20 protein-coding genes are annotated in these 15,681 nt (G+C 70.5%); all 20 read left to right on the forward strand.

The genetic code is table 11. The features are described 5' to 3' along the window. Window positions 1-14: 14 nt before the first annotated feature. The 20 genes from ACFYWS_RS20595 (at window position 15) to ACFYWS_RS20690 (ending at window position 15,667) form a co-directional block, all read left to right on the forward strand. Window positions 15-3,284, forward strand: a complete 3,270-nt coding sequence (locus tag ACFYWS_RS20595; RefSeq protein WP_389278366.1) for a hypothetical protein — start codon at window positions 15-17, stop codon at window positions 3,282-3,284. Next, the gene (locus ACFYWS_RS20600) at window positions 3,281-3,457 is read left to right on the forward strand and encodes a hypothetical protein (RefSeq protein ID WP_389278369.1); all 177 of its coding nucleotides are present in this window, start codon (window positions 3,281-3,283) and stop codon (window positions 3,455-3,457) included. Before ACFYWS_RS20595 ends, ACFYWS_RS20600 begins: the two co-directional genes overlap by 4 nt. 66 nt (window positions 3,458-3,523) lie before the next feature. Beyond that, window positions 3,524-3,874, forward strand: a complete 351-nt coding sequence (locus ACFYWS_RS20605; protein ID WP_389278372.1) for a hypothetical protein — start codon at window positions 3,524-3,526, stop codon at window positions 3,872-3,874. Window positions 3,875-3,929: 55 nt separating this feature from the next. Then, entirely contained in the window at window positions 3,930-4,757 is an 828-nt protein-coding gene (locus ACFYWS_RS20610; RefSeq protein WP_389278375.1) for a hypothetical protein, read from the forward strand. After that, complete coding sequence (locus ACFYWS_RS20615; RefSeq protein WP_389278377.1) at window positions 4,754-5,599, forward strand: GH25 family lysozyme; 846 nt, start codon at window positions 4,754-4,756, stop codon at window positions 5,597-5,599. The genes ACFYWS_RS20610 and ACFYWS_RS20615 overlap by 4 nt, the downstream gene beginning before the upstream one ends. Continuing rightward, window positions 5,596-5,817 carry a hypothetical protein gene (locus ACFYWS_RS20620; protein ID WP_389278380.1) on the forward strand — a complete coding sequence of 74 codons (222 nt, stop codon included), beginning with the start codon at window positions 5,596-5,598 and terminating at the stop codon, window positions 5,815-5,817. Before ACFYWS_RS20615 ends, ACFYWS_RS20620 begins: the two co-directional genes overlap by 4 nt. Next, the gene (locus ACFYWS_RS20625) at window positions 5,814-6,065 is read left to right on the forward strand and encodes a hypothetical protein (RefSeq protein WP_389278383.1); all 252 of its coding nucleotides are present in this window, start codon (window positions 5,814-5,816) and stop codon (window positions 6,063-6,065) included. The genes ACFYWS_RS20620 and ACFYWS_RS20625 overlap by 4 nt, the downstream gene beginning before the upstream one ends. A gap of 187 nt (window positions 6,066-6,252) precedes the next feature. Continuing rightward, a complete protein-coding gene (locus ACFYWS_RS20630) occupies window positions 6,253-6,813 on the forward strand; it encodes a hypothetical protein (protein ID WP_389278385.1) in 561 nt (186 codons plus the stop codon). A gap of 206 nt (window positions 6,814-7,019) precedes the next feature. Beyond that, a complete protein-coding gene (locus tag ACFYWS_RS20635; protein ID WP_389278388.1) occupies window positions 7,020-7,370 on the forward strand; it encodes a hypothetical protein in 351 nt (116 codons plus the stop codon). A gap of 27 nt (window positions 7,371-7,397) precedes the next feature. Further along, window positions 7,398-8,606, forward strand: a complete 1,209-nt coding sequence (locus ACFYWS_RS20640; RefSeq protein ID WP_389278391.1) for an AAA family ATPase — start codon at window positions 7,398-7,400, stop codon at window positions 8,604-8,606. A gap of 50 nt (window positions 8,607-8,656) precedes the next feature. After that, a complete protein-coding gene (locus ACFYWS_RS20645; RefSeq protein ID WP_389278394.1) occupies window positions 8,657-9,793 on the forward strand; it encodes a PD-(D/E)XK nuclease family protein in 1,137 nt (378 codons plus the stop codon). 84 nt (window positions 9,794-9,877) lie between these two features. Beyond that, window positions 9,878-10,540 carry a helix-turn-helix domain-containing protein gene (locus tag ACFYWS_RS20650; RefSeq protein ID WP_389278397.1) on the forward strand — a complete coding sequence of 221 codons (663 nt, stop codon included), beginning with the start codon at window positions 9,878-9,880 and terminating at the stop codon, window positions 10,538-10,540. Window positions 10,541-10,941: 401 nt separating this feature from the next. Next, a complete protein-coding gene (locus ACFYWS_RS20655; protein WP_389278400.1) occupies window positions 10,942-11,163 on the forward strand; it encodes a hypothetical protein in 222 nt (73 codons plus the stop codon). A gap of 97 nt (window positions 11,164-11,260) precedes the next feature. Beyond that, the gene (locus ACFYWS_RS20660) at window positions 11,261-11,932 is read left to right on the forward strand and encodes a hypothetical protein (protein ID WP_389278403.1); all 672 of its coding nucleotides are present in this window, start codon (window positions 11,261-11,263) and stop codon (window positions 11,930-11,932) included. A gap of 73 nt (window positions 11,933-12,005) precedes the next feature. Then, on the forward strand, window positions 12,006-12,458 hold the full coding sequence (locus ACFYWS_RS20665; protein ID WP_389278406.1) for a hypothetical protein: 453 nt from the start codon (window positions 12,006-12,008) through the stop codon (window positions 12,456-12,458). Window positions 12,459-12,553: 95 nt separating this feature from the next. Next, a complete protein-coding gene (locus ACFYWS_RS20670; RefSeq protein WP_389278409.1) occupies window positions 12,554-14,116 on the forward strand; it encodes a DNA cytosine methyltransferase in 1,563 nt (520 codons plus the stop codon). Between the two features lie 72 nt (window positions 14,117-14,188). Next, window positions 14,189-14,575, forward strand: coding sequence for a hypothetical protein (locus tag ACFYWS_RS20675; protein WP_389278412.1), 387 nt, complete (start codon window positions 14,189-14,191; stop codon window positions 14,573-14,575). Further along, entirely contained in the window at window positions 14,572-15,012 is a 441-nt protein-coding gene (locus ACFYWS_RS20680) for a hypothetical protein (protein ID WP_389278415.1), read from the forward strand. Before ACFYWS_RS20675 ends, ACFYWS_RS20680 begins: the two co-directional genes overlap by 4 nt. Before the next feature lie 59 nt (window positions 15,013-15,071). Beyond that, window positions 15,072-15,257, forward strand: coding sequence for a hypothetical protein (locus tag ACFYWS_RS20685; protein WP_389278418.1), 186 nt, complete (start codon window positions 15,072-15,074; stop codon window positions 15,255-15,257). 23 nt (window positions 15,258-15,280) lie between these two features. After that, window positions 15,281-15,667, forward strand: coding sequence for a hypothetical protein (locus tag ACFYWS_RS20690; protein ID WP_389278421.1), 387 nt, complete (start codon window positions 15,281-15,283; stop codon window positions 15,665-15,667). The last annotated feature ends 14 nt before the right edge of the window (window positions 15,668-15,681 follow it).

Here is a 15,681-nt window from a genome sequence, read left to right on the forward strand (position 1 = left end):
GGCGGTGGCGCCCGATGAGCAGCGAGATAGCCCTGCTCGCCGCCAGGGTCGCCGCCCTGGAAAAGCAGCTCGCCCGGACCTCCCGCACCGCCTCCCTCGCCTACTCGTCCATCGACGACGGCGCCCTTGAGGTGTATCAGGACGGTTCGCTGTCCGCCGTCGTCGGCGTCCAGCCCGACGGCACCACCGGGGTCGTCGCCGTCAACGGGGCCCCGCCGCCCACGCCCACGGCGCCCACCGTCACGGCCGGCCTGGGCAGCATCACCGCCACCTGGGACGGAGCGTTCACCGACGCCGACGCGGCACCGCTGGACCTGGCGCGCGTCCAGGTCCATGTTCTGACGGCCGCCGACGCCATTCCGGACGTCCGCAACCCGACCGCGACCATCGAGTCCCCTGCGGGGGCGGCGGTCAGCGTGCTGGTGGACGACTACGCGGCCCGCTGGGTGCGGCTGATCGCTGTGAACACGTCGGGCACCCCGTCGGCTGCCTCCGCCGCGGTGTCCGTGGCGGCCCGGCAGGCGGTGCCCGCCGACGTCGCGGACGGCATCGTCACCGAGCAGAAGTTGGCCGCGCAGGCCGTCACCGAGGCCAAGATCGCACTCGGGGCCGTCACCGACACCCGGCTCGCCGAGGACGCGGTCACCGCACAGAAGATCGCCGACCAGGCCGTCACCGGCGCCAAGCTCGCCGCCAAGGCCGTCACGTCCACAGCCCTCGCCGACGGAGCGGTCCTCGCCGAGAAGCTGGCCGCGCAGGCCGTGACCGGCGCGAAGCTCGCCGACCAGGTCGTCACCGACACCAAGCTGGCGGCGGCCGCGGTCACCGCCGCGAAGGTCGCAGTCGGCGCGATCAACTCGCAGGCCATCGCCGACGGGGCGGTCGGTGCCGCCGAGCTGGCCGCCGGGTCGGTCATCGCCGGGAAGCTGGCCGCCGGAGCGGTCACAGCGGGAACCTTGGCCGCCGGATCCGTCCAGACCGCGGCGCTGGCCGCCGACGCCGTCGCCGCCGGGAAGATCGCCGCCGACGCGATCAGCGGGCGGGAGATCGCCGCAGCTGCGGTTACCGCATCGGAGATCGCGGCAGGTGCGGTCACCACGAGCGCCCTTGCGGCCGGAACGGTCACCACCGACAAGCTCACCGTCGCCTCCGGCGCCAACCTCATCAACGACCCTTCGTTCGAGGGCCCCTACAGCGCCACGATCGCCGCGAAGTTCTCGTCGTACGCGAGCCAGGACCTCACCTTCGGCAACGGCTCCGCCGCCTCGTTCAAGTTCTCCACCGACGGCACGGTGGCGTGGCGGGCCGTGGAACTGGCCCTGCTGACGATCACGGCCGGGGACCAACTGCACATCGGTGTCGACTACTTCGCGTCGGCCACCCTCGCCGGATCCGTCGAGATCAACATCCAGGTCCGGTGGGAGGTCGAGGGCGGCACGATCCTGTCGTACGGCAAGACCGACTCCCGCACGACCGCTCCCGTGCTCGGAGCCTGGACCCGCCTGCAGGGCACGTATACGGCGCCCGCCGGTGCCACCCGCGCCCGCATCCGCCTGGAGACCGGCGGCGTGACCGCCGGCACGGTGTGGTTCGACAACTCGGTGTGCCGCCCGGTCCTGGCCGGGGTGCAGATCGCGGACGGCGCGATCACCACACCGAAGGTCGTCGTCGGGTCGATCCAGGGCGACCGGCTCGCGGCTGGATCGGTGGCCGCCGACCGGCTCGCCGCCAAGTCCATCACCACCGAGCAGCTGTCGGTGACCACCGCATCCTCGATCGTGCAGAAGCTGTACGACGACGGCGGTGAAGCAGCGGCCTGGCGCAGCGGAGGGTCCTCGGTGGCCACCGCCTCGCAGATCGCCAATCTGTCGACGGCCAGCGTGAGCGACGCGCAATCGGGCACGCAGATCATGCGGGCCGTCGGCGCCGTGTCCGGAGCGTGGCGGCCCGACGTTCAAATCCCCTTCGACCCGAATGTCCTCTACCGGGTCTCCGTGACGGTCCGGCAAACCGTGGCCGGAGCGAACACCGCCCAACAGCGCCTGTACGTCGGCGTCGCGGGCATCGCCGCCGACGGGAAGCTCGTCAACACCGACGGCGCCGCCGCGGCTTCTTCGCAGCACTACGTGGCGGCCGCCAGCCTCAACCTGACCGCCGGCGCGGGTTACCAGCGCGTCACCGGCTACCTCAAGGGCTACGCCGCGGCCGGCGCGAAAGGCACGGGGTCCGCCTGCCCGCTGCCTACCGCCCCCGGTTCGCTGCACGCCGCGGCCCGCTTCATCAGCCCCTGCTTCTACGCGAACTACGAGTTCGGTACCGGCACCACCGAAATCGACATGATCACGGTGGAGGTTGTGGAGTCCGGCGCCGTGCAGTCGGTCAACATCGTCGACGGCGCGGTCACTGCCCCCAAGATCGTGGCGGGAGCGGTCACCACCGGGGCCCTGGCCGCACTCGCCGTCACCTCCGACAAGATCGCCGCCGCGTCGGTGATCGCCGGGAAGATCGGCGCGAGTGCCATCACGGCGAACGAGCTCGCCGCCAACGCGGTGACCGCCACGAAGATCGCGGCCGGTTCGGTGGACGCCACCCACATCAAGGCCGGGGCGATCACTGCCGACAAGCTCGACGCCACGGCGATCAACGGCAAGACGATCACAGGCGCCACGATCCGGGCTGTGCGCAGCAACGGCAGCGTGGCGGCGCTCATGGCGCCCGACCTCGGCAGCGGGCAGGCCGGTTTCCAGACGACGTCCCCGGACGGCGGCGCGTACGCACGGCTGGAGTCGGCAATGGTGCGCTTCGGGTCGGGGTCCGTCGCCCAGATCGAGCCGACGGCCATCACCGGATCGGCGCAGGGAGGCACCCTGCAGATCGCATCTGGTCTGATCAGCGGCGGCGCCCAAGCCCACATCATCCTGGGAAGCGGCGACAGCTTCTGGTCCTGGACGGACGGCGCCCCCGTGATCGAACTCGGGGCGGACGGCAACGGCCCCGACATGGTTGTCGACGTGTCCGGCATCCTCAAGCCCCGCAACATGGTGTGGGGTTCGGTCAGCATCACCCCTGTCGCGGACAAGCCGACATCCGTCACCGTCACCGGCCTGTTCGTGCGCGGCGACAAGTTCACCGGCTTCGCGTCGCTGGAGACCACGGTGCCCGGCACGAGCGTGACGGGATGCGGTGTCTCTTCGGTGACGAGGGACTCCCTCACTGTCTGGGTCACACGCACCAACACCGTTAAAACCACCGTCAACTGGGCTGTGTTCGGAGACAAGGCATGAACGGCGAGGAAGAGCAGCCGACCGTCATGAAGGCCGTCTGTCACAGCGAGGGCTGCCCCGTTGCAGAGGTGGAGTTCGTCGCCAACATGTACGCCAACGCCGAGGAGCCGATCTACCGCGCCCAGTGCGGCCAGTGCGGGCAGCCGATCACGGACCTGGCGCCCGCAGGCTGAGGGGTAGGCGGCCCCGCACCGTAGACTCATCTGCGGTGCGGGGGCACCCAGTTGAGGAGCGTCCTCGTGTCCGTGCCGCCGAGCGCAGACCCCACACAGTGGGAGCTGTACCGGGCCCTGGAGCAGCTGCGGCAAGACCAGCACGCGGGCATGGAACAGCTCCGCGACGATCTGCGCGCTGACATCGCCAAGCTGATGGACCGCATCGAGCAAGCCGTCACCAAGGACGTGTACGCGGCCGACCAGCGCGCACTCCAGCTCCAGATCACCACTCTGGCGAACGACTTGGACGAGCTGGCCCGCCAGCGTGAGAACGACGCGGCGAAGGCGGCGGCCACCAGACGCCTGGTGATCTCCTCCTTCGCGGCGCCGCTCCTGCTGTTTGTCCTCGAATTGTGGACGGGTGCCCGCCCGTAGGGCGGCCACCCGTTCGGCACCAACCGTCTGGCGCGGGGGAGAAACGGCACCAGACGTGCCCGTTGAACACGGCACCCTCATCCACCTTTACGACCACCACACCAAGCTGGGCCGCCACCAGGTCCTCGATGCCCGCTCCCTGCCGTGGCTGCACCGCCACGACGGGGCACCCCTCAAGCCCGTCGAGCACAGCCCGCGCATCCCCGTCCTCGACCAGGAGGACCTGCTCGCGCAGGGCATCCGCGTCTCCCGGCTCGTGGCCGGCGCCGAGGACGTCGACGCGCTGGGCAGCTGTACCGGCAACGCGGGCACCGCCGCGGTGTCGCTGCTGCTCGACGACGGCCAAGCCCGCAGCGCAGGCCTCGACCTGAGTAGCGCCAAGGCCGCCGAGGAGTGGGCGATCGGCCTGTACGCGCAGGCCACCGGTGTCGACGAGTTCGCGGGCACGTTCCCGCCGGACGATGCCGGATCGTCCGGGCTGGGCATCGCCAAGACCCTCAAGCGGCGCGGCCTCATCGGCTCCTACCGGCACGCCGCCACCGCCACCGACATCGCCTCCCTGCTGCAGTCCGGGCCGCTGCTGCTGGGCGTGCCCTGGTTCCAGGCCTGGTTCGAGCCCGACGCGTACGGCTTCGTCGACTCCGGCAACTGGGCGTCCTCCGCCCTGGCCGGAGGCCACGAGATCTGTGTGACCGGCCTGGAGCGGGTCGTCCAGGACCACGCGGGCCGCATCGAGCCCGAGTCCACCGTCATCCGCTTCCGCAACTCATGGTCGGCGAGCTGGGGGGATCACGGCGACGGCCTGATGACCCTGGCCACCTACCAGCGGCTGCGCTCCCGCATCGACGCCATCCAGCTCAACAGTGAAGGAGACCGCTCGTGATCAAGGCCATCGACGTCAGCAGCCTGCAGCCCAACCCGGACCTGTCCGGCACCGACATCGTCATCATCAAGGCGTCCGAGGGGCGCACCTACGCCAACCCGAAGCGGTCCAGCCAGGCCAAGGCGGCCCGCGCGGCGGGCAAGCCGGTCGGCTGGTACCACTTCCTGTGGCCGGGCAACATCCAGGCGCAGGCCGAGTACTTCCTGCGCTGTGCCGCGCCGAAGGCGGGCGACATCCTCGCCTGCGACTGGGAGACCACCACCGACCGCACCTGGGCGACGTGCGCGGAGAAGGACGCGTTCCTGCGCGCCGTCAAGAGGCTGCGCCCCGACCTGCGGCTCCTCCTGTACTGCAACGTCGACTTCTGGAAGAACCGGGACGACAGCAGCGGTTGCGCGGACGGCCTGTGGATCGCCGACCCGAGCGCGCCGGCCGGGCATCCGCGCGTCACCCACTCCTGGGTCATCCACCAGTACGGCATCAAGAACCACACCGACGTCAACGTGATCAACATGTCGTCCGTGGCCGCCTGGAAGAAGTGGGCCGGAGCCCCCGAGGACACCGAAGCGCCGTACACACCGCCGGCGTTCCCCGCGGGCCTGGCCCCCGGCAAGTCCCGGCCGTCCGCGAAGAGGCTGCAGAAGGCGCTGCGCGCCGCCGGGTTCATGACGATCAGCGACAAGGACCTGTCCGACCACTACGGGAAGCGCACCGAGTCCGGCGTCGCCGCGTTCCACGACGCGCACCCGCAGTTCAAGGCCGAGGGCAAGACCCGCGATGTGGCGATCGGGCCGCGCGGCTGGGCTTACCTGTTCACCCGCGCCTACGGCGGCTCGCAGTGAGCGCCGCCGACGTCATCCGCCGGTTCACCTTCCACCCCGCCGACACCACCGCCCGCCGCCAGGAGCACGAGGACGTTCGCACCATGTGCCTCGACCTCGGCCTGTACCTGGACGAACAGCTTCCCGCCGGCGCGGAGAAGCAGGCGGCGATGTGCCGTCTCGAAGAGGTCATGTTCTGGGCGAACGCCGCGATCGCCCGCCAGCCGAAGGAGTCATGAGCGTGCTCTACAACTACTTGCTGTCCCTGGTGCGTACCCTCGCCTCGATCGCCGCGGGCTGGCTGGTCACGCAGGCCGTGCGCCTGGGCATCCAGGTCGACAGTGCCCTCGTCGTGTCCGCGCTGACGTCGGCATTCGCCGCCGTCTACTACGCCGTGTTCCGTTTCGCCGAGCTCCACATCAGCTCGCGGTTCGGCTGGCTGCTGGGCTACGCCGAGCCGCCGCAGTACCAGGACGCCCTGGGCTGAGAAAGACCAAGGCCCCCATCGCAGGGATGGGGGCCTCGACCTCTTGGATGGCCCACCCTAATGCCTCGTGGCCTGGGCATCCAAGAGGAGGCCGCCGCCGGCTGCCGGGCCTCACGTGAGACGGTCTGCGACACCCCCGCTGGTTAGAATCTAGTGGCAATCATCGGCGTGGGAGAGGGGTCTGACAGTGGCGAGGAAGCCGTTCCTGGCGGGCAGGCAGGAATTCGGGGCCGCGTACGGGGTGAACCCGACGCAGGTCACCCAGTGGGTGGCGCGCGGTGCGCTCGACTACGAGCGGGCGGTGATCGTGTCCGGATCGCCGTACTGGCTGCTGTCGTTCGTGAAGGACTACGGGCAGAGCAGGCCCCGCCCCAAGCAGGTCGACGAGGGCGTCCTGGATCGGCTGGCCGCTGAGCAGGAGCCCGGCTGGTGGGCGAAGGACGTCGACGAACTGCCGCCGGTGGTGGGCCTGCAGGAGGTCACGCAGCTGTTCGGGATGACCAGCCAGCAGAACATGTCGGCGTTCGTGCGCCAGGACAAGTTCCTGCAGGCGGACTACCAGTTGTCCGGCTCGCCGCTGTGGCTGCTCGACACGGTCGTGGAGGGGGCGCCGCAGCTGCAGGCGAAGGCCCGCACGCTGTCGTGGGCGGTGGACCCGCAGGTCGAGGCGGCGCTGCGCCAGCGCCGCTACGACGGCCCCGGATCCCGCATCGTCGCCCGTGGTCTCGCCGCAAAGAAGGCCGTCTGACCTGCACAAACAGTGGGGCACCCCACGCAAAAGCTAGTAGAATAAGAGCAGTGCTCCCGCCGGGGGTGCTGCTCTTTTCGCGTTGGGAGGTGTGTATGCGCTCGGTCCGAGCTCGTCCGGATTGGCGGAGGTGGCTGTTGATCGTCCGTCACCTATCCGTAAAGATGTGCCACAACATTCGTGAGTGCTTCTTTGCGGGGGTGTGCGTGTCCGCTCAACAGCAACGGCTGCCGGGCCTGGACGACATCGGCCCGGTCCTCCAGCCCGCCCTTGTCCCCGGTCAGTCCATCCAGCAGCGGTTCGAGGAGTTCAACGCCCTCAACCCGTGGGTGCTTCGGCACCTGGAGGCGCTGATCGAGGACTGCGTCGCCCAGGGCTTTCGCCGTGTCGGCATCGGGATGCTCTTCGAGCTCCTGCGCTGGCGCTACGGCCAGGCCACCCACGGCGATGCCTTCCGCCTCAACAACAACTTCCGCAGCCGCTACGTCCGGCTCCTGATCGACCGGCACCCCCAGTGGGCGCCCCTGTTCGAGACCAGGACGCTGCGCGCCGCATGAGACCACGGACCTCTTGGAGAAGCCTCAGTGGCCATCAAGCTCAAGACCCGCAAACCGACTGGCATCGTCCCCTGGCCGCTCATCCTCATCGAAGGTGAGGAGGGCGCCGGAAAGACGTACGCGGCAGCCGAGTTCTCCGCCTCGCCGTGCATCGGCCAGATGTACTGGATCGACCTGGCCGAAGGCAGCGCCGACGAGTACGCGGCGATCCCCGGCGCCGACTACGAGATCATCGACCACGACGGCACCTACCGCGACATCCTCGAACAGACCCGCGCCGTCTACGAGGTGGCCCGGCAGGCCGCCGCGGCCGGGCGGCCGCCCGTCGTCCTGTCCGTCGACTCGGGCACCTCGCTGTGGCGGATGCTCAAGACCTGGACGCACGAGCGGGCCCGGCGCGGACGCAAGAACGCCGACGCGCTGGCCGAGGACCCCGACGCCGCGATCGACGTCGGCATGAACCTGTGGAACGACGCCACCGAACGCTGGCTCGACGTCATCCACCTGCTGCAGACGTTCCCCGGCATCGCCATCATCACCGCACGCGGCAAGCAGATCACCGCCATCGACGACAACGGCCGACCCGTCACCGACAACCGCAACCGCGCACTCAAGGAGTGGAAGGTCCAGGCACAGAAGGACCTGGCGTTCGACTGCTCGGTGTGGGTGCGCATGCGGCGCGGGCGGTCCCCGCAGGTCATCAAGGCCCGCTCTCTGCGGCTGCGCGTGGAGGACCGCAAACCGCTGGAGCTGGCCGACTTCACGATCGAGGACCTGGTCTTCAACCGGCTCGGCTGCTCGGTGGAGTCCCAACCCCGCCAGATGCCTGCGCTCGTCGGAGACCGCGTACAGGCCTGGCTGGACGAGCACGACGTCGGCGAGCTGGAGGACGTCGCCAAGCTACGGCAGCTGTGGTGGGACGCCGCCGAGGACGACGCCGGGCTCACGCGCGGCGAGTGCGTCGCCGTGCGCGCCGCCATCGAACGCAAGGTCTCGGCGATCGAGAACCCGCCCACCGAGATGGGCCAGCACCGCGCCAGCGATGCCGACCGGCTGCGCGCCGCCGCCGAGCGCCGCACCCAGGCCAGCGCCGGCGACAGCGACGACGAGGAGGGGGACGGCGGCCAGGACGCGGAGAAGCCGCCCGCCAAGCCCGCCGCCCGCCCGGCTGCCAAGCCAGCCGCGAAGCGCACGGCCAAGCGCACTGCCAAGCGAACGGCCGCCGCCCGCCGCTGACTTCCGGCGGGGCGGGCACGGCCCGCCCCGCTCTTCGACTTGGAGCATCCATGACCGCACAACCTGTGGAAGCCGTCCCGAGCCTGTGGACGGCTGCGCACGTAGTTGACGCCAGACGCCCGCGCTCGATACAGACGCAGCTCGGCGCCTCCGACACCGTGTGCGAGCGCCGCGCCGCCTACATCCTCACCCAGACCCCGCCCACCGACGACAGCGACAAGCGGGCCGCGATCCTGGGCACCTACATCCACGAAGGGCTGCTGGGTGCCGCCCGCACCGAGTACGGCTGGCTGGTGGAGAAGGCTGTCGCCGACCCCTCGATCCGTGGCCACGTCGACGCCGTACAGCTCGACGCGGACACCGCCCGCCGAGTCCCGGCCCGCCACCGGCCGTTGGTGGCTGCCCCCGACGGGGTGACCGTCGAGGACGTCAAGACGAAGTCGACGTGGCTGTGGGACAAGGTGCGCCGCTACGGGCCCACCGCCGCCGAGCTGCGCCAGGTCTACCTGTACGCCGACCTACTGCGCACGGTCGGCTTCGAGGACAGGCCCGGACAGCGGTACCTGGCCCGGCTGGGCCCGCTCGAGGTGGCCCGCATCCGCTTCCGGTTCGTCAACCGCGACAACGGTGAGGAGCACGTCGAGGAGTTCGACTTCGATCCGGCAGAGGCCACCAGGGCGCGCTGGTGGGTGCAGGGCGTGCGTGAGCTGACCTCGCCCGAGCAGGCCCGCCGCGACTTCGACGGGCCGGGCCTGGACGCGATCTGCGACTACTGCCCGTTCAGGACCGCGTGTTGGGGTCTGCCCGAGCGTCCCGGCGCCCCCGTGCAGACGATCCTCGTCCACGACGACGCCGACCGGGCGCACGCGCTGCAGGAGTACGTGCGTGGCCACGAGCTGGAGACCGAGGGCAAGAAGGTCAAGGCCAAGGCCCGCAAGATGATCGACGGTTCTCCCGCAGGCATCTACGGGCCCAACGAACTGGCGTGGACGGGCGGCAACCCCAAGAGGGTCGCCGACGTGGAGGCCATGGTCGACCTGCACGAGGAAGCCGACCTGGTGGTGCCGATGGTGCCCAACGAGAAGGCGATGGTCGCCAACCTCAAGGCGGCCGGGCTGCCCATCCCGGAGAAGACCACCACGGCGAAGACGCCCACGACCATCAACATCAAGCCCGTGCGGGCCTGAACCGGATCGCGGCCGCCCGCCCGCCAGCAGTGCGGGCGGGCGGCCGTGTGCCCGCAGGAGGGGAATCCGTTGTCCATACACCTGATGGTGGTGGCGGCCTATCTCGGCGACGACGTCGTGAACCAGGGGCAGAAGCTGGCCCTGATGAAGATCTGCGACTCCGCCGACGATGAGACGCGCCTCGCCCGTCCCGGTATCCGTCGGCTGCGCGCGTGGGTCGGGGTGAGCGAGAAGCGGGTCATGACCATCGTCACCGAGCTGGTCGGCAAGGGCTTGGTGGAGCGTGTGGAGGTGGGCCGCTCCGGCCGCCGTGCCACCTACCGGGTCTTCCCGATGGGAGTGCCCGCGATCCCCAGCAACGACGACCTGGACGCTCGTTGCGCGATGACAGCGGCACTGCCGAAGAACCCGCGCAAGGCCCGCCGTGTGCAGCGTGCCGCCCCGTCGAAACCGGCCATGACACATGCCGACGTCGACGCGCGCCAGCGTGCGGCGGGGGAGGGGGGACGCGAGTACGAGACGGAAGGGGAGCCCGCACCCGAACCGGAGGAGGCGCCGGAGCCGGAGGAGGCACCGGCCGATCCGGGAGGGTTTCACGGGTGGAACCCTCCCGAGGCCGAAGACAGGGTTTCACCGGTGGAACCCAGTGGGTTTCACGAGTGGAACCCCGGAGGTTTCACCGGTGAAACCCCTTCTCTTCCTTCTCCTTCCTCTGTCCTTCCTTCCCCCCCCTCCCCCCACGGCTGACGCCACAGGGGAGACACGTGGGGGATGCGCCAAGCACGCTCGTCCCGCTGCGAACTGCCGTGGCTGCGGGACGAGTGCCCGTGCCGTCCAGCAGGCCGCTGCGCGGGCGCAGACGGCGGCCGAGAGGGAGCACGACCGGGAGAAGCTGCTCGCGCACCAGGCCGACCTTGCTGCTGCCGCCCAGGCGGTGCGGGAGCGTCCGGACGAGGTGCAGGCCGCCCGCTCCGAGGTCCGGCAGTTGCTGCGCGAGGGGCGGGCGCGGCTGCGGGAGAGCAGCCAGGCGCCGCAAAAAAGATCCGGCCCTGGTGAGAAAAAAGTGGACCCACCCACTGAATGCAAGTAGAATAAGAATAAGAGAGGGAGGGGCGCCGCCCCTTCCGTCACGCGAAAGGTGAGAACACATGCCCAAGGTGCGCGAGGTAGACGAGTGCGCGATCGTCCTCCTGACCGGCCTGGCCCGCGCTTACCAGCGGGATGCCGGTCAGGTCACGCAGCGGCTGCAGGAGCTCGGCGTGATGATCGAAGCGCGCGAGAAGCACCCGGAGCTCGCCGCCGACGGGCTCGCCCTGGCTATCGGCATCGTGATCGACGAGCTCGCGGGCATCGGTGACCGCAACGCGTGAACCCCGCCGGGAATGGGTGGCGGGACGCCCTGCCACCCATTCCCAGATGTGCCACAACTCTGTACTGTTCCGACCACTTGACCTCTTGGAGATCCACATGAAGCTCGCGCCGCGCCCCGACCACGGCCGCACCAGCCGCCCCGAATGGCAGTCGCTGTGGGCCGAGTTCGAGTCCGTGACCACCCCGTTGCGTGCCGCCGGCCTGGTCTGCGACATCGAGACCTGCGGCGGCAACACCGTCATCACCGTCGACCTGCCGGACGGCTCGCACCTGCTCCTGCACGACGAGGACGGGCTGCCCGACCGCCTCAACGACGTCACCGGTTGGATGGCCAGCCGCGGCCACGGCGACAACCCGACCTTCGACGAGGCGTTCTACGACTCCACCGAGTCCGGCGAGCAGGCCCGCTTCGGCGGCGACGTCGCCCCGCTGCTCGAAGCGATCGCCGCCTACCTGACGGTCAGGCCCGACGACGGCACCAGGGACGCGGGCCGCACCCTGAGCGCCGTCCTGAAGGCGACGGAGCGGGTCCGCCGGGTCACCAGCTTCACCGTCACCCCCCAGCACACGCCGCTGCGGCGGGGGTTGGGCGACTCCATCGACGGCCACACCGAGGCGGTCAAGGAGTACGGCTGGCAGACCTACCTGCTCGGCGAGGCGGGCTGGGAGTGCGTGCACCAGCAGGGCGGCGACCAGTGGCCGATCAGCGTCTGGAAGCGCCGCGAAGCCCTGCAGGTCGTCTTCCTGCAGCGCGCCCGCACCGTCTGACCCCACTCCCCCCGTTCCGTCCTGCCCGGCCGCCGCACCCGGCGGCCGGGCCCCCGACCTCTTGGAGCAACACATGGGCTACGACCTGACCTTCGCCGAGCCCCGCGAGGACGAGCCGCACAACTTCCGCATCGGCTACTTCACGATGCCGTCCCTCATCGACGCCATGACCGAGCTGGGCATGGCCGTGGAGCTGCCCCACCCGGCCTGGCCCAACCCCGACGACATGGGCGTCAGCGTCGAGGAGGCCCGCGCGCTGGTTGCCTCCGGCGCCGAACTGCCGTCCGGCGTGCAACGCCAGGTGGACGGCGAGCGGGCCGCGCGCACCGGAGAGGCCGACGACCCGCAGGGCATCCCCGCCTACAAGCTGCGCACCAACGACGCCTGGCAGGTGACCCCGAACGAGATCACGGCGGCGCTCGCCGCCCTCGGCCGGGCGCCCGAACAGCCGCAGGACGGCCTGTGGCCGCACTGGGTGGACTACCTGCGCCGCGCCCGCGAGCGCGGCGGCTTCCTCGTCCACTGACCCCGCCGCCGGGCCCTGACCGGCCACCCGCAGAACCCTGCTGCCCCCGCCCCGTCCGGCGGGGGCAGCGACCTTGACCTCTTGGAGAACCACTCGTGCTCATCACTCTTCCCCGCATCGAATCGCCGACGTTCAACGACCTGCTCGCCGGAGCGGGCGGCTCCTCCTCCGGCCTGGTGGAGTCCGGCTGGATCGGCAAGCTCGCCATGAACCACTGGCAGAGAGCCATCGACAGCCACACCGCCAACCACCCCGGCATCGAGCACCTGGTCGCCGACGTCACCGGCTACCCGATGCGGTTCCTGCCCAAGGCTCTGCTGCTGTGGGCGTCGATCATCTGCACCGAGATCAGCCCCGCCGGCGGACGCCAGCGCCAGAGCGACCAAATCGACCTGCTCGAACTCCTCAGCGAGGACGAGGCCGAGGACTTCCAGGCACTCACACCCGAGGCCTTCGAGCGCACCCGTGCCACCGCCTGGTGCGTGGTGCGAGCCTGCGAGGCCAAGCGGTTCCCGTACGTCGTCATCGAGAACGTCGTCGAATTCGCCCTGGACTGGATCCTGTTCGCCACCTGGATCAAGGCGATGATGGCGCTCGGCTACGAGAAGCCGCAGGTCCTGTGCACCACCTCCGCGCACGTCGGCGACGACGACAACCTGCGTGCCCCGCAGTGGCGCGACCGCATCTACCTCGAATTCCGTCTCAAGGGGATGCCCAAGCCCGACCTGGAGCCGCGCCCGCAGGCCTACTGCTTCGAGTGCGACAGCGTCGTCGCCGCGAAGAAGTCGTGGTTCGACACCGCGCCGAAGGCGTCGTTCGACGCGCGGGTGCGCATCGGCAAGTACGGCCGCGACTACGAGTTCCGCTGCCCCAACCGGCGCTGCCGTCACGCGGTCGTCGAGCCCTACGTCCGCCCGGCTGCCTCCGTCATCGACTGGCGTGACATCGGCCAGCGGATCGGCGACCGCAAGAAGCCGCTCGTGGACACCACGATGGACCGCATCCGCGCGGGCCTGGCCAAGTTTCCCCACCAGCCCAGCTCCATCTCCATCAACCACGGCAAGGACGGCACCGACCGCGCGTACGCGGTCGCCGAACGCCCCTTCCCGACCCGCACCATCAAGCAGGGCGACGCGCTGCTCGTGCCGACGGGCGGGAGCTGGAACACGGCCTGCAGCGACACCGCCGAGCCGATGCGCACCCGCCTCACCCGCGAGAGCGAGGCCCTGGTCACGGTCGACCCCGAACCGTTCGTCATCACCTACCGCAACCACGCGAAGCCCGCGCTCGCCCGCGACCCGCTGTCCGGGCTCACCGCGCAGGGCAACCACCACGGCCTGGTCGTCCCCGGCGGCCCTGTGCCCGACGAGCTGCGCAACACGCTCGTCATCCCCTACCGCAAGACGGCGGTGAAGACGGCCGCCGAACCGGTGCACACCCTGTCCACCCGCGACTCGGCCGCCGTGCTGCGCAGCGCCCCCGCGGTGGAGGACTGCTACTTCCGGATGCTCAAGCCCCGCGAGCAGCTGCTCGCCCAACGCTTCCACCGGCGCTACATCGTGCTCGGCACCCAGGCCGAACAGACCATGCAGGCCGGTAATGCGGTGTCGGTGAACGTCGCCCGGCACATCGGCGAGCGCATCAAGGCCGTCCTCTAACCCCTCGGTTCACGGCGGGCCGGACCCCCGGCCCGCCCAACATCCCTGCCCCACAGACCTCCTGGAGAGCTGATGAGCACAGACAGCCAAGCCATAGCCGCGCTCCTGCACCACAGCGCCGACACGCTCCAGTACGTCCGCGCCGGCGCGCCGACCGACGCTCATGCACCCGACCCCGCCGGCCCCGTGGCGCTGGCCGATGCCGTGTGGATCGCCTCCTACGTCGGCATCCACCTCGGCTACTACACCAACCCCGACGCCGCCCGCGATCACTGCAACGACGAGGCGCGCACCGTGCAAGGTCTGCCCGACACCCTCACCTGGCGGCCGGACGAGGACGAGCCGGAGAGCCGACAGCACCAGTTCGTCGACCTTGGCGACGTTCCCCCCGTGGACACCGGCTTCCGTATCACCGCCATCGTCCCTGTCCCCTCCTACACGGCCGGGGAGGAGGCGTGAGCGACACCGCGTGGACGCGTCGCGCACCGTGCCGCCTCATGTCCGGCTTCGCGCCCAGCGAGAACGAGTGGCGCAACTCCACGGCGCTCAAGCGGATGTGCCGCCCTCACCTGCAGGTGTGCCGCTTCTGCGACTTCCGCGCCGAGTGCATCGCCCTGGTCAAGCCCCACCAGGCCAAGTTCGACGGCGTCGCCGGCGGACGCCTGTGGTGCGGCGGCGAGGTCATCGCCGTGGTGTCCGGGGCGCGCGACGAGGAGCTGTCCGAGCCGAAGCTGCGCGCCTCGTGCGGCACCAGCGGCGGAGAGCGCGACCACCGACGCAACGGCGAACGGGTCTGCCCCGAATGCGCGTCGGCCGAGCGCGAGGCCACCAAGCGGCGCCGCGAGGAGAAGGCACGCGACGACGGACGGCTCGACCTCGACTTCACCCCCGCGTGACCCCGACGGCCCGCCGCACCCGGCGGCGGGCCCGCCCGCCCCCGCTGGAAGGGAACCGAGTGATCCGCACGAAGAACCGGGCCTGCGCCGGGAAGATCCGCCACCCCACCAGGCCGGACGCCGAGGAGCACAAAGCCCGCCTCATCGAGCAGGGCGCCGTCCGCCTCAACGTCTACCGCTGCCGCCGCCGCTCCTGCCACGGCTGGCACGTGGGCCACCTGCCCAGAAACCGCACCACCCAATGACCTGCGACCTCTTGGAGAACACCGTGGACGAGTACCGCGACCTGATAGCCCGCCTGACCGCCGAGCCCGCCACCACCCGGCAGGAAGACGCCGCCGTGTGGCTGCTGGACACCCACGGGCACTGGCTGCCCCGGCTGGTTGCTGCCGGATTCCTCACCGACAGCGCCGACGGTCCCGGCATCCACTGGCGCAACACCGCCGCCGCATGCCTGGGCGCCTTCGAGGGCCGCATGGACGGCAGCGAGGCCGACTGGCAGATCCTGCGCCTGGCCCTCGCCCTGACCGGACGTCACGTCATGTCGCTGTCCGACCTGGCGCTGCTGGAAGGCACCGCGCGCAAGCAGGCCGTCATCGCGTTCGCGTGGGCCGCCGGAGGCCGCGCCTACGCCGACAACCTGCTGTTCGCCTGAACCGCCCACCGCGG

The sequence above is a fragment of the Streptomyces sp. NPDC002795 genome, assembly GCF_042888725.1.
GTDB lineage: Bacteria > Actinomycetota > Actinomycetes > Streptomycetales > Streptomycetaceae > Streptomyces.